Origin of the sequence: Piscinibacter sp. XHJ-5 (genome assembly GCF_029855045.1) — a bacterium.
In the GTDB taxonomy this organism is placed as follows: domain Bacteria; phylum Pseudomonadota; class Gammaproteobacteria; order Burkholderiales; family Burkholderiaceae_C; genus Albitalea.
The window spans coordinates 273159-286497 of sequence record NZ_CP123228.1; the positions used below are offsets into that span (position 1 = coordinate 273159).

Annotated in this window: 14 protein-coding genes; 11 read left to right on the top strand and 3 right to left on the bottom strand. The window is 69.0% G+C overall.

The window, feature by feature from the left end; genetic code table 11:
• Nucleotides 1-18 precede the first annotated feature (18 nt).
• Nucleotides 19-1242, bottom strand: coding sequence for a Wzz/FepE/Etk N-terminal domain-containing protein (locus P7V53_RS01285; protein WP_280153669.1), 1224 nt, complete (start codon nucleotides 1240-1242; stop codon nucleotides 19-21).
• 22 nt (nucleotides 1243-1264) lie between these two features.
• On the bottom strand, nucleotides 1265-3874 hold the full coding sequence (locus tag P7V53_RS01290; protein WP_280153670.1) for an SLBB domain-containing protein: 2610 nt from the start codon (nucleotides 3872-3874) through the stop codon (nucleotides 1265-1267).
• 160 nt (nucleotides 3875-4034) lie between these two features.
• Between P7V53_RS01290 and P7V53_RS01295 the strand changes: the two genes are divergently transcribed.
• Nucleotides 4035-4778, top strand: a complete 744-nt coding sequence (locus tag P7V53_RS01295) for an alanyl-tRNA editing protein (RefSeq protein ID WP_280153671.1) — start codon at nucleotides 4035-4037, stop codon at nucleotides 4776-4778.
• Between the two features lie 41 nt (nucleotides 4779-4819).
• Here the strand turns inward: P7V53_RS01295 and P7V53_RS01300 are convergent, their stop codons facing one another.
• Nucleotides 4820-5272, bottom strand: coding sequence for a cytochrome c (locus tag P7V53_RS01300; protein ID WP_280153672.1), 453 nt, complete (start codon nucleotides 5270-5272; stop codon nucleotides 4820-4822).
• Between the two features lie 208 nt (nucleotides 5273-5480).
• Here P7V53_RS01300 and P7V53_RS01305 point away from each other — a divergent pair, with 208 nt between their 5' ends.
• The 10 genes from P7V53_RS01305 (at nucleotide 5481) to P7V53_RS01350 (ending at nucleotide 13336) form a co-directional block, all read left to right on the top strand.
• Entirely contained in the window at nucleotides 5481-6158 is a 678-nt protein-coding gene (locus P7V53_RS01305) for a cytochrome b/b6 domain-containing protein (protein ID WP_280153673.1), read from the top strand.
• Nucleotides 6159-6189: 31 nt separating this feature from the next.
• A complete protein-coding gene (locus tag P7V53_RS01310; protein WP_280153674.1) occupies nucleotides 6190-6699 on the top strand; it encodes a GNAT family N-acetyltransferase in 510 nt (169 codons plus the stop codon).
• A 15-nt stretch (nucleotides 6700-6714) separates the two neighbouring features.
• Nucleotides 6715-7527 carry an aldolase/citrate lyase family protein gene (locus tag P7V53_RS01315; RefSeq protein WP_280153675.1) on the top strand — a complete coding sequence of 271 codons (813 nt, stop codon included), beginning with the start codon at nucleotides 6715-6717 and terminating at the stop codon, nucleotides 7525-7527.
• Between the two features lie 66 nt (nucleotides 7528-7593).
• The gene (locus tag P7V53_RS01320) at nucleotides 7594-8469 is read left to right on the top strand and encodes an aldose 1-epimerase (protein ID WP_280153676.1); all 876 of its coding nucleotides are present in this window, start codon (nucleotides 7594-7596) and stop codon (nucleotides 8467-8469) included.
• A complete protein-coding gene (locus P7V53_RS01325; protein ID WP_280153677.1) occupies nucleotides 8469-9374 on the top strand; it encodes an SMP-30/gluconolactonase/LRE family protein in 906 nt (301 codons plus the stop codon). Before P7V53_RS01320 ends, P7V53_RS01325 begins: the two co-directional genes overlap by 1 nt.
• Before the next feature lie 9 nt (nucleotides 9375-9383).
• Nucleotides 9384-10967, top strand: a complete 1584-nt coding sequence (locus tag P7V53_RS01330; RefSeq protein ID WP_280153678.1) for a glycerol-3-phosphate dehydrogenase/oxidase — start codon at nucleotides 9384-9386, stop codon at nucleotides 10965-10967.
• 152 nt (nucleotides 10968-11119) lie between these two features.
• Complete coding sequence (locus tag P7V53_RS01335; RefSeq protein WP_280153679.1) at nucleotides 11120-11632, top strand: ATP synthase subunit I; 513 nt, start codon at nucleotides 11120-11122, stop codon at nucleotides 11630-11632.
• Nucleotides 11633-11638: 6 nt separating this feature from the next.
• Complete coding sequence (atpB, locus tag P7V53_RS01340) at nucleotides 11639-12520, top strand: F0F1 ATP synthase subunit A (RefSeq protein WP_280153680.1); 882 nt, start codon at nucleotides 11639-11641, stop codon at nucleotides 12518-12520.
• 56 nt (nucleotides 12521-12576) lie between these two features.
• A complete protein-coding gene (gene atpE, locus P7V53_RS01345; RefSeq protein ID WP_280153681.1) occupies nucleotides 12577-12825 on the top strand; it encodes a F0F1 ATP synthase subunit C in 249 nt (82 codons plus the stop codon).
• A gap of 40 nt (nucleotides 12826-12865) precedes the next feature.
• Nucleotides 12866-13336 (top strand): F0F1 ATP synthase subunit B, encoded by a 471-nt coding sequence (locus P7V53_RS01350; RefSeq protein WP_280153682.1) that lies wholly within the window; start codon nucleotides 12866-12868, stop codon nucleotides 13334-13336.
• Nucleotides 13337-13339: the final 3 nt, after the last annotated feature.

Sequence of the window (13339 nt, forward strand, 5' to 3'; positions counted from 1 at the left end):
GCTCGGCGCCGGCGGCGGTCAGCGCCGCCAGTGCCATGCGCGGCGCAAGACCTGCCAGGATTGCGCGCCCTGCGGGTCCACTTCGCGAACGAAGGCGGCATAGCGGCGCCAGAGGACGAACGCACATGCGCCCAGCAGGCCGAGCAGCGTGCCGACGATGGTGATCAGCGCGCGGGAGGGCTTGGACTTGTGGTCGGGCGGCAGCGCCTTGTCGACCTGCTGGAGCGTGGCGCCTTCCTTGGCCTCGTCCAGCTTCGCGATCTCGTACTGGCGGACCATGCCTTCGAGCAGGGTCTCCTGCAGCTTCACTTCGCGCCGGGCGCGCACGTAGTCGACGCTGGCGGCCGGGATCTTGCCGACGGGCATGTCGACCGCACTGCCGGCTTCGCCGTCGCGACGCGACTCCATGCGGCTTAGCTCGGCGCGCAAGGCGCGCAGCTCGGAACTCAGCCGCAGCACATCGGGGTTCTGTTCGGTGGCCGCCGTGCGCAGGACCTTGAGCTGAACCTCGCGCTCCGCAATCAGCGCGCGAATCTGTGCCGCGCCCCCGATCAGCGCCTCCGCCTGCTTGTCGAGCACGATCACGCCGGACTTCTCCTGAACCTTCTGCAGGTCCTGCTCGGCCTTGATCAGATGCTCCTTGGTCTCCTTGAGCTGCTGCTCGTAGAACACCCGACGCTGCTGCGCCTCGGACACCGCCAGGCGGCCCAGCAGCTTGGTCAGCTCCTCGGGATAGGCATTGGCGAGATCGGCAGCGAACTTGGCGTCCTCGTCGTCGACCTCGAGGCCGATCACGCCGCTCTTGCGATCCGGAAGGACGCGAACGCGCGTCGGCAGCAGCTTGCGCAGCGTGTCGTCCAGCTTGATCTTGTAGCGCGCCTTGAGGTCGAAGCGCTGGTCCAGCGCCCGCATCACGCTGTCGCTCTTGAGCAGCGCCACGTAGAGCTCGTCGGGCGACTTGCTTGCCAGGCCGCCGGCCAGGCCGCCGAGCGAACCCAGCGCTGCCAGGGCCGCGGCCGAGCCGCTCTGCTGCTGCGAGCCGGGAGGCAAGAGGGTGGTCCGCGCCGTGAAGATCGGCGTGAGCAGCATCGAATAGCCGAGCGCCAGCGCACCCACCGCCACGGTCGCCGTGGCGATCAGCCGCTTTCCCTCGCCCAGCCAGGTGAGCAGGTCCACCAGCCCGACGCTCGGGCCGTCATCGTCTTGCGCGCGCTCGGCGACGCTGTCGTCTCGGGAGTCCATCGATGAGCCGCTGAATGCGTCGTCAGTTGTTGCGCAGCGTCTGGATGGCCGCCGCGCCCAGGCCGAACTGGTAGAAGATCTGCGACCAGTCCTTGAGGTTGCGCACCAGGGCACGTCCCCAGGTCTCGTAGTCGAGCTGGCTCGGCACCACCACGGCGTCTCCCGGCTGCAGGGGCTGCGATTCGATGCCGCCGAAGCCGAAGAAGCCACGCCGGTCGTTGCCGCTGCTCACCGTGCCGTCGGCGCGCAGGATGAACATGGACGAGCGGTCCGCCGCTTCTTCGAGGCCGGCCAGCCGCACGTAGTCGCCGGCGGTGCGGCCCGGCTTCCAGAGGAAGGCGTTGTTGTTCGCGACCGCGCCCGCCACGGTGACGAAGCCCGGCCGCGCCGGCACGCTGATCTGGTCGCCGTTTTCGAGCGGCACGTCGGGCAAGGACTCCAGCGTCAGGGTTTCGGGCGAGAGCTCGAGCGCGATGCGGCCGTTGGGCTGCAGCTGCGCCAGCCGTGCGAGCTGCGCCTGCGTGGCAGCGTTGCTGATGGCGGCGCTGCGGTCGGCCGACGTGTCGTCGCGCCGGTTGGCCGCCTCTCGAGCGGTCTGCGTGGCCGACAAGGCCTGCAGCCGGTTCAGGGCCGCGTTGAGGTTTTCGCGCTGGCGCCGGCGGGTTTCCTCGCGGGTGAATTCGAGCCCGTAGACATAGGCATGCGGGCTGAAGCCGCCGGCACGCGTGATCAGGCCCCGCAGGGTTTCGCCGGGGATGAGCTGGTAGACGCCCGGCGCGGCGACCTCGCCCTCGAGGGACACCAGGCGCGTCTGCCTCGACACCGGCACGCGGATGTCCTTCTGGCTGAATACCGTGACCACGTCCCCGGGCTGCAGCTCGATGTTGGCCGATGAGTCGTTCTGCAGGATCGCGCGGCCCAGGTTGAACGGAATGACCTGCGTCGTGAGGTTCTCCCGATTGAGCCGCTCGATGACCGCGTAATCCCAGTTGAGCTCGTCGAACAGCGGCGTGAGTCGCCGCTTCTGGCTTGCGGCCGCCGCAGCCTGTTCGTTCTGGTCCTGCGCACGCCTGGACCGGCGGCTTCTGGAAGGATCGCTGGTGTCGTCCTGCGGCTGCACCTGCGGTGCGACCATCCCGGGCGTTCCCGCCTGATTCGCACCCGGCACCGCCTGAAGCTGGTTGAAGCCCTGCTGCGCCGGGTTCTGCCACGGTGGCTGCTGCTGTTGCTGTGGCTGCTGTTGCTGCTGCGAGGGGTCGGCGCCCTGCATGCCCAGGCGGGCCTGCCGCCGCTGCCGCGCCGCCAGCTCGTCTTCATCCTCCTCCTCGATCATCTGCACCAGCAGGTTCTTGCGGCGGTAGAAGTCCGGCGAGATCAGGGCTTCCTTGTCGGGAATCAGGTCGCGGACCCGCATGCCCGGCGTGTAGGGGTAGCGCAGCGGCTGGGCGACATGGCCCTTCAGCGTCACGGCGTTGGCGAACTGCGGGGAGATCTCAAGCAGCGTCACCACGTCGCCGTCACGCAGCGGCTTGGCCAGGCCGGCGGCGTCGAGCTTGAACTCCTCCACCAGGCGGGGTGCGTTCGCCTTGGCGGGATCGATGCGCTCGAGCTGTCCCCGGTTCGGGTTGGCAAGCACCGGTGCGCCGCCGGCGTAGCGCAGCACCTCGCGCAGCGGCTCCTGGCTTTCCTTGAGCTCATAGATGCCGGGTGTCTCCAGGGCACCGGTCAGCGCCACGCGGGGACCGACCGGCTGGAACACGACGACGTCGCCGGGCGCGAGCTGCAGGTCCTTCGACTTGTCGCCCTGGACCAGGAATTCGTACACGTCGAGCTCGGAGACGACCCGCCCGTCGCGTCGCAGGCTCATGCGGCGCATGGAGCCGTTGGGTCCCGGGCCGCCGGCGGCGACCACGGCCGACAGCATCGTGGACTGGCTCGGCAGCGTGTACACGCCGGGACGCTGGGCCGGCCCGACGACGAAGACCTTGACCCCGCGCAGCTGCCCCAGCGTGACGTTGAGGTTGAAGTTGGTGTACACGCGGCCGATCTGCGCGCGCAGATGGCGCTCGATGTCGGAGGCCCGCACCCCGGCGACGCTGAAGCTGCCCACCTTCGGCAGGTTGATCTGCCCGTTGCGGTCGACAGTGGCACGGTAGTCGACGTCGATTGAGCCCCACGCGCGGATGATGAGCTCGTCGCCCGGGCCGATGGTGTAGTCGCCGGACACCGGGACGTTGTCGAGCTGGCCGCGGGCCGCTGCGTCGGCGAAGAAATTCGCGCCGAACACCGGCAGCATCCGCCCGGTGGCCGACTCGACGAACTTCTGGAACTCGCTCGGCTTCGGCCGTGGCAGCACGGTGAGCCGCGAGAACGGGTCGATGGTTCCGTCGGGGCGCACGCCGGGCGTGGGTCCCGGGGTGCGTACCGGGCCGGTGGTCCCGGTGTCGGTGGTGCTTCCGGGGAGCGGCGTGCCGGGCTGCGTGCCGGCCGCGCCGCGTTGAGGGGCTGCGGGAGACACGCCGTATCCCGGCGTGGTGAACGTGCCGCCGCTGGTGGCCGGATCGGTCTGCGCCGCGGCGGCCGCGAAGAAGCCCGCCAGGCACAAGGCGACAAGGAGGTGGAATGGGCGCATGCGACGGGGAGGCGGCAAGGCGGTGAGGAATCGAAGGCGCGCAACCACCAAGACTGGCACGTCGCGCCGCGAGAAGCTCGGAACGCCGGCGTTCGGCACCGGCAACCCGCGATGGTAATGGATGCCCCCGACGGTCCTATGATCGACGCGGAGGTCGGCAATGAACCAGGTTTCGCAGCAGGCGCCCACCGCGGAGCTGTTCCGCGAAGACGCGCGATTGTCGGAATGCCAGGCCAGCGTGCTGAGCGTCGATGCGCGCGGCATCCGCCTCGACCGCACCGTGTTCTATCCGCAGGGCGGTGGACAGGCCGGCGACAGCGGCGAACTGGTGCTGCCCGACGGCTCGACCATCGCCATCGCCGACACGCGCAAGGGCGAGTCTGCCGGCGAGATCGTTCACGTGCCGGCGCCCGGCCAGGATGCGGCGCTGGCGGCATTGCAGCCGGGCAGCCCGCTCACGGCCCGCATCGACTGGCGCCGCCGGCATCGGCACATGCGCTTTCACACCGCCACCCACCTGCTGTGCGCGCTGGTGCCGCATCCGGTGGACGGCTGCTCGATCACCGCCGACTATGCGCGACTCGACTTCCACATGAGCGAGCCGCTCGACAAGGAAGCGCTGACCCAAGGGCTGGCGCGCCTGGTGCTCGAAGCGCATCCGGTATCGCATCGATGGATCAGCGATGCCGAGCTGGAGGCGAATCCCGGCCTGGTCCGCAGCATGAGCGTGCAGCCGCCGCGAGGGACCGGCCGGGTGCGGCTGATGGAGGTGGATGGCGTCGACCTGCAGCCTTGCGGTGGCACGCATGTGGCCAACACGGCGGAGATCGGCAGGGTGATCGTGACGAAGATCGAGAAGAAGTCGGCGATGACCCGTCGCGTGGTGCTGGGGTTCGCCGACTGATCGAAGTGGAGCGGCGGCCGACGGCCCGTCGCCCCCTGGCTTCAGTCCTTGCGGAAGTTGTCGTGGCAGGCCTTGCACGACTGGCCGACCGGGCCGAAGGCGGCCTTGACCGTGTCGAGGTTGCCCGACTTGGCGGCCGCGTTCAGCTTGGCCATCTCGTCCAGCATCTTCGACGTGGCGGCCTTGAACTTGTCGTTCTCGCTCCAGACCTCGGGCTTGGCCTTGGTCTCGCCCTTGTCGGTGCCTTCCACGAAGCCGGTGAAGGGCAGCCTGGCAAGCGCCGCGACGAGGTCGGCATTCTCTTGCACGACTTTCGGATCGAACGGGGCGCGGCCGTTGACCATGGCGCCGATGCGCCCGAAATGAGCGGCCATCACGGTGAACGAGGCCTTGCGGTACTTGATCGCGTCCTCGGGCTTGGCAAACTGCGCGGCCGCGGGCAGCGCGCTTGTCAGGCCGGCGACCGCTGCGACGGCCAGCATCATCTTCTTCATTCGAAGCTTCTCCGGGAAAACGGGTGTTGGAACGCACGTCCGATGGCAGCCGACTCTGCCGCCATCGAACGCCCGCGAGTGTACGTACGGCGCTCCGGCGCCCCGGGATGCCTGGGGTAAATCCCAGTGGAAAGCTGCGCCGATGGGAAGCGGTCGCGGGCCTGCGGTTATCTTTGCGGCTTTTCGCGTCGATCCAGGACACCGATACATGAGCGAGCCGCTGCTGCCCACCCGGGTCTGGGACCTCCCGACCCGCGTCTTCCACTGGGTCCTCGCCGGCTGCGTCATCGCGTCGGTCGTCAGCGCGAAGATCGGCGGCAACGCGATGGCGTGGCACTTCCGCTTCGGCTACGTCATCTTCACGCTGCTCGCCTTCCGGCTGGTGTGGGGCCTGGTCGGCGGCCACTGGTCGCGATTCGCCAACTTCATCTATTCGCCGTCGGTCGTGCTGCGCTATCTGCGTGGCGACAGCGGCGACGAGCGGCACGACATCGGCCACAGCCCGCTCGGCGCGCTGTCGGTGTTCGGCCTGCTCGGCATCCTGGCCGCCCAGGTCGCGACGGGCCTCGTGGCCGACGACGAGATCGCGAACACCGGACCGCTGATCAAGTTCGTGTCGGGCGCCATCAGCAGCCTGGCCACCTCGTGGCACAAGACCTGGGGCCAGTGGCTGATCATCACGCTGTCGCTGCTGCACGTGGGCGCCATCGTGTTCTACCTGGTTCGCCGCAAGCGCAACCTCGTGCATCCGATGATCGTCGGCGACAAGCCGCTGCCTCCCGGCGTGCCCGCATCGGCGGACCACTGGACGGCGCGGGGGCTGGCGGCGGCGCTGTTGACCCTGTGCGGCGCCGGGGTTGCGTGGCTCGTCAGCCTGGGGGGCTAAACTCGCCCTCCCGCAGTTGCTGCCATCCCGGATGGACGCCCCTGAGATAGGTCTGGTCTTCCCGGACACCCCCGAGCTGATCTCCGCCGCACGCGAGATCTTCCGCGAGTACGCGGCCAGCCTCGAGGTCGACTTGTGCTTCCAGAACTTCGAGGCCGAGCTGGCTGGCCTTCCCGGCGACTACGCGCGCCCCGGCGGCTGCCTGCTGCTCGCCTTCGTCGATTCGGCGCTTGCCGGCTGCGGGGCGCTGCGCCCCCTGCCCGAAAGCGACTACGCCAACGCGTGCGAGATGAAGCGCCTGTACGTCCGCCCCGCCTTTCGGCGCTTCGGCCTGGGCCGCGTGATCGCGCAGGCGCTGCTCGACGAAGCGCAGCAGGCCGGCTATTCGGAAGTCCTGCTGGACACGCTCGACGACATGGAAGCCGCACGCGAGCTGTACGCGTCGCTGGGCTTCGAAGAGATTCCGCCCTACTACTACAACCCGATCCCGGGCGCGCACTACCTCAAGTGCACGCTGGGGGTGACCTCCTCGCAGTACTGACCCGCCGGGGCCGACATGAACGCATTCCGACAACTGCTGAAGGCCTCGGGTGCGCATCCCCCCGTGGGCACCTGGATCAGCTCCGCCCATCCGCTGGTGGCCGAAGCGATCGGCTGGGTCGGCTTCGATTGGGGCCTGGTCGACATGGAGCATGCGCCGCTCGAGCTGATGGGCCTGGTGCACGTGCTGCAGGCCCTGGCCGGCACCAAGATGCTGCCGGTGGTGCGCGTGCCGTGGAACGATGCAGTGACCGTCAAGCGCGTGCTCGACGCAGGCGCCACCACGCTGATGTTCCCTTTCGTGCAAGGGCCGGAGGAGGCGCGCCGTGCGGTGGCCGCGACGCGCTATCCGCCCGATGGCGTGCGCGGCATGGCAGGCACGACACGCGCCACACGATTCGGCACCACGCCCAACTACTACCGCGGCGCCAACCAGAACATGGGCGTGATCGTGCAGATCGAGACGCCGCACGCCATCGAGCAGATCGAGGCGATCGCCGCGGTGGACGGTGTCGACGCGCTGTTCGTCGGGCCGAACGACCTGTCGGCGGCGTTGGGCCACATCGGGGAGATGACCCATCCCGCCGTCGTGGGGCTCATGGCGCAGGCGGTGCAGCGGTGCAAGGCGCTCGGCATGCCGGTGGGCACGCTGGGCAGCAGCGCAGAGGCGGTCGCACAGTACCGCGCGATCGGCTTCGACTATGTCGCGGTGTCATCCGACATCGGCTTCATGATGCGCGCCGCCAAGGAGGCGATCACGGCACTGCGCACGCGCGACACCGAGCACGTGCACACGCTTGCCGGCGGGACGCAGCAGCCCGCCGCCTGAGTCGGGCCGATTTCATCGCGGTACGGGCGTACGATGGGTCGACCCGCGCCCTCCCGCCAGGAAGCCATGACCGGATCCCGCACCCCGACCTCCATCGCCCACACCTTCGAACTCCATGCCGGCGCGCTGCGCCTGGCCCTGCGTCCCGATCTCGGCGGCAGCATCGCCGGGCTCTGGCATCGCGAGACCGCGATCCTGCGCTCCACCGCACCCGCGCAGCTCGACAACGCACGAGCCTCCGCCTCGTTCCCGCTGGTGCCCTACTCCAATCGCCTCGGCTACCGGCGCTTTCGCTGGAAAGGCCGCGACTACACGACGCTGCCCAACTTCGGCGAGAGCCCGCACTCCGTGCACGGCATCGGCTGGATGCGCGAGTGGGACGTGGTCTCGCACAGCGGCATTGCCCTTGCGCTCGCGTTGCGCCACGGCGGCGACGGCCACTGGCCGTTTCCGTTCGAGGCGCAGCAGCACTTCTCGCTGACGCCCGAGTCGCTGGTCGCGACCCTGTCGATCACCAACACCGGCGATCTGGCGCAGCCGGTGGGCCTCGGCTGGCACCCGTATTTTCCGAAGCGGGCGCGCAGCAGGCTGCACATCGACTGCAGTGATCGCTGGGACACCGATGCGGCGCAGCTGCCGGTGCGCAAAGTCGCGCAATCGGGCATAGACGCCGACGTGGCCCACCTCGCCTTCGACAACGGGTTCGAAGGCTGGAAGGGCCCGGCGCGCATCCGCGACGAGAAGTTCTCGCTGCAGCTGCGCTCGTCGCTGCCGTATCTCGTGGTCTACACGCCGCAGGACAGGGACTACTTCTGCGTCGAGCCGGTGAGCCATGTCGGCAACGCCATCCACATGGCCGATCCGGCGGCGCACGGGCTGCGCACGTTGGCGCCTGGCGAGACCTTCGAAGCCACGATGACGCTGGACGTGGCGGTGCTGTGATGCGAGAGCCCGATGCCGGCGTCTCGGTCGCGGTGGCGTCCGCCAGCCGGCTCGGCGAGTCGCCGATGTGGCATCCGCGCGAGCAGGTGCTGTACTGGTGCGACATCCCGGGACGGCGCCTCAACCGCTTCGATTCGCGGACCGGCGCGCTGTCGCACTGGGACTTCGACTGCGAGCCCGCGAGTTGCGCGCCGTGCCTCGACGGCACGCTGCTGCTCGCCATGCGCGACGGCCTGTGGCGCTTCGACCCGGCGAGCGGCAAACGCACGCGTCTGGCCAAGCCGCCGTACGACCCGGCCCAGGAGCGCTTCAACGACGGCAAATGCGATCCGCAAGGCCGCTTCTGGGTCGGCACGATCTACGAGCCGCGCGACCCGGCGCTCGCGGCGCTGTACTGCTTCGAGGACGGCGAGCTGACGCGCAAGGCCGAGGGCATCACCACCTCCAACGGCCTCGGCTGGAGTGCGGACGGGCGCACGATGTACTGGAGCGACACCAAGGCCCACACCGTCTACGCCTTCGACTTCGATCCGCCCAGCGGCAAGCTGTCCGGACGCCGCGTATTCGTGAGCTTCCCGCCGCGACAGCCTGGCCAGGACCTGTCGCACTACGGCGGCCGGCCGGACGGCGCGGCTGTCGACGCGGAAGGCTTCTACTGGGTCGCGATGTTCGAAGGCCAGCGGCTGCTGCGCCTGTCGCCTTCGGGCGAGATCGCGCGTGAAGTCGCGTTGCCGGTGCGCTGCGCGACCATGCCCTGCTTCGGCGGTGCGGACCTGCGCACGCTGTACATCACCACGGCGCGCGAGAACAGGCCGGCGGCCGAGCTGGCCGAGCAGCCGCTCGCCGGCTGCGTGCTGTCGCTGCGCGTGGACGTGCCGGGGCTGCCGGTGCACCTGTTCGGCTGAGGCCGGGACGTGGACCGCGCCGCCCAGCTCGCCCGCCTGCGCGACACGCCTGCCTTCGACATCGTGGTAATCGGCGGCGGCGCCACCGGCTGTGGCGTGGCGCTCGACGCGGCAGCGCGCGGCTTTCGCGTGGCACTGATCGAGGCAAACGACTTCGCCAAGGGCACGTCGTCGCGCGCGACCAAGCTGGTGCACGGCGGTGTGCGCTATCTTGCGCAGGGCAACGTGGGGCTGGTGCGCGAGGCGCTGTACGAGCGCTCGCTGCTGCTGGACAACGCGCCGCACCTCGCGCAGCCGGTCGCATTCGTCATGCCGAGCTATCGCTGGTGGGAGCGCGGCTTCTACGGCATCGGCCTGAAGATGTACGACGCGCTCGCCGGCCGCCGCGGGCTCGGCGACACGCAGTTCCTGTCGGCATCGCAGACGATGGCGCTGTTGCCGACGCTGCGACGCGACGGGCTGACCGGCGGCGTCAAGTACTGGGACGGCCAGTTCGACGACGCGCGGCTGGCCTTGGCCATCGCGCGCACCGCCGAGTCGCAGGGCGCCTGTGTCGTCAACCATTGCGCCGTGACCGGCCTGGTGCGCGAGGACGGCAAGGTGCGCGGCCTGCGGGCCGAGGACGGCGAAAGCGGCGAAACCTTCATGCTTCGCGCCGGCTGTGTCGTCAACGCAACCGGCGTGTGGGTCGATTCGATCCGCGAGATGGATGCCGATGCCGGTGCGCCGCGGCGCGCGCCCATCGTCGCGCCGAGCCAGGGCGTGCACCTGGTCGTCGATCGCGCCTTCCTGCCCACCGATCACGCGCTGCTGATCCCGAAGACGCAGGACGGCCGCGTGCTGTTCGCGGTTCCGTGGATGGGCATGACGGTGCTGGGCACCACCGACACGCCCAGTGACGACATCGCCCCCGAGCCGGTGCCGTTCCGCTCCGAGGTCGAATTCATCCTCGGCGAGGCAGCAGGCTGCCTGAGCCGCGCACCCACACGCGCCGACGTGCGGTCGGTGTGGGTCGGGCTGCGCCCGCTGGTGCGGCCGTCGGACGACGACGGCGCCGACACCAAGGGCATCAGCCGCGAGCACACCGTCATCGTCGGCCGCTCCGGGCTGGTGACCGTGACCGGCGGCAAGTGGACCACCTACCGCGCGATGGCCGAGGACGTGCTCGAGCGCTGTGCGCATGCCGGCCTGATCGAGGCACGGCCCGCCTCGGCGACGGCCTACCTGCCCCTGGTGGGCGCGCCGAAGCGCTCGTCCGAGTCGTTGTCGCAGCCGCCCGGCGAGCATCTCTACGGCACCGAGGTGGAGCGGCTGCGCGCGTTGCCGGGAGCCGATCGCTGGCTGTGGCCCGTCGGCGGCGGCGGACTGAGCGAGGCCATGGTGCGGTTCGCCGCACGCTATGAGATGGCGCGCACGGTGGAGGACGTGCTGGCGAGGCGATGCCGCCTGCTGTTCCTCGATGCCGCGCGTGCCGCATCGCTGGCCGACGAGGTCGCGCGGCTGCTGCGCGACGAGCTCGGGGAGGGCTTCGATGCGGCCGCATCGGCGGCATCGTTCGAGGCGCTCGCGGCGCACTACCTGACGTTGCCGTAGCGGACGGTCGGGCCGATTTCGTCGATCCCGTCGCGTCGCGTCAGCTCGTCGACAGGGTGCCCGACGACACTGCCGGTCGGGTCGGACGGGGCCGCACGGGTTTGCCCGTATATAATCCCGAGGCTTTGCCGAAACCGACTGCAAATCTGGCCGTGAACCATCAGTTGGGCGATCCCCACGACCACGGCAAGACCTCCCAGGGTGGGGCAGATCCGGTGGAGGACCCGCCTTTCAAGCCGCTGACGTCCGATGAGGCGCAGGCCTTGAGGGCCAAGCACCCGCCGACGTCGCCTTGGCGGGTGGTTGCGGCGCAAGCCGTTGCAGGTCTGGTGTGTGCCGCCCTCGCGTGGGCCATCACGAACCGCAGCGGCACGGCATGGTCGGCACTGTACGGTGCCGCCGCCACCGTCCTTCCGAGCGCGCTGTTGGCGCGAGGGATGACAAGGCGAACCAGTTCCAACCCGGGCGCGGCCGTGTTCGGGTTCATGTTCTGGGAGATGGTGAAGATTGCTGTGGCGGTCGCCATGCTGGTGGCCGCTCCAAGAGTGGTACCCGATCTGAGCTGGCCAGCGCTGCTGGTCGCCATGATCGTGTGCGTGAAGGTGAACTGGCTGGCGTTGCTGTGGCAGCGGCGTCCGGTGGGTGCAACAAAACAGAGACTCTGATTCGACATGGCTGCCGACGCTTCCGCTGCTGACCACGCGACCCATGGCCCGACCGCTGGCGAATACATCCAGCACCACCTGCAGCACCTGCGCTCCAAGGAGCAGGCCAACATCATCGACTTCTCGGTGATCAACCTCGACACCGTGTTCTGGTCGATCCTGATGGGCGTGCTGGGCCTGTGGCTGCTGCGAACCGTCGCCAAGAAGGCCACCTCCGGCGTGCCGGGACGCCTGCAGGCTGCCGTCGAGATCGTGCTGGAGATGGTCGACAACCAGGCCAAGTCCATCGTCCACAACGCCACCTCGCGCAAGTTCGTCGGCCCGCTCGCGCTGACCGTGTTCATCTGGATCTTCCTGATGAACTCGATGGACTTCCTCCCCGTCGACCTGCTGCCGCGCGTCTGGGAATGGATCTACGGCGCCGCCGGCCACGACCCGCACCACGCCTACCAGCGTGTCGTGCCCACCGCCGACCTGTCGGCCACGCTCGGCATGTCGATCGGCGTGCTGCTGGTGTGCCTGTACTACAACGTGAAGATCAAGGGCCTGGGCGGCTGGATCCACGAGCTGTTCTCCGCCCCGTTCGGCGCCCATCCGGTGCTGTGGCCGTTCAACTTCCTGATGCAGATGATCGAGTTCCTGGCCAAGACCGTGTCGCACGGCATGCGGTTGTTCGGGAACATGTACGCCGGCGAGCTCGTGTTCATGCTGATCGCCCTCCTGGGCGCGGTGGGCTTCGCGTCGGCCACCGGTGTCTTCCTGTGGATTGCCCACGTCATCGCGGGCACCGCCTGGGCCATCTTCCACATCCTGATCGTCGCGCTGCAGGCGTTCATCTTCATGATGCTGACCCTCGTCTACGTGGGCCAGGCGCACGACAAGCACTGATCGCCCGAAGTTCTCTCTTCCACCACCCCCCATCCTTCCCCTACTAGGAGTCTTTCATGGAACACGTTCTTGGTTTTGTCGCCCTGGCCGCCGGTCTGATCATTGGTCTGGGTGCCATCGGCGCCTGCATCGGCATCGGCATCATGGGCAGCAAATACCTCGAATCGGCCGCGCGTCAGCCCGAGCTGATGAACGAGCTGCAAACCAAGATGTTCCTGCTGGCCGGCCTGATCGACGCGGCCTTCCTGATCGGCGTGGGTATCGCGATGATGTTCGCGTTCGCCAACCCGTTCGTGCTGCGCTGAGAGACATCCGACCAACCCAAGCTGCAAGAAAGGTGTTGCCGTGAGTATCAACGCAACCCTGCTGGCACAGCTCGCGGTGTTCTTCATCCTGGCGTGGTTCACGATGACCTTCGTGTGGCCGCCCATCACGAAGGCGCTTGACGAGCGTGCGAAGAAGATCGCCGACGGCTTGTCCGCCGCCGACAAGGCCAAGGCCGACCTGACCGCCGCCAACAAGCGTGTGGAAGAGCAGCTCGCCGCCGCCCGCAACGACGCAGCCCAGCGCCTGGCCGACGCCGAGCGCCTGGCCCAGCAGCTGATCGAGGAAGCCAAGGTTCGCGCGAACGAAGAGGGCGCCAAGATCGTCGCCGCCGCACGGGCCGAGGCCGAGCAGGCCGTGGTCAAGGCGCGGGAGGCGCTGCGCGAGGAGGTCGCCGCGCTGGCCGTCAGGGGCGCGGAGCAGATCCTGAAGCGCGAGGTCAACGCCGGCGTGCACGCCGAGCTCCTGTCCCGTCTGCGCACCGAGCTGTAAACC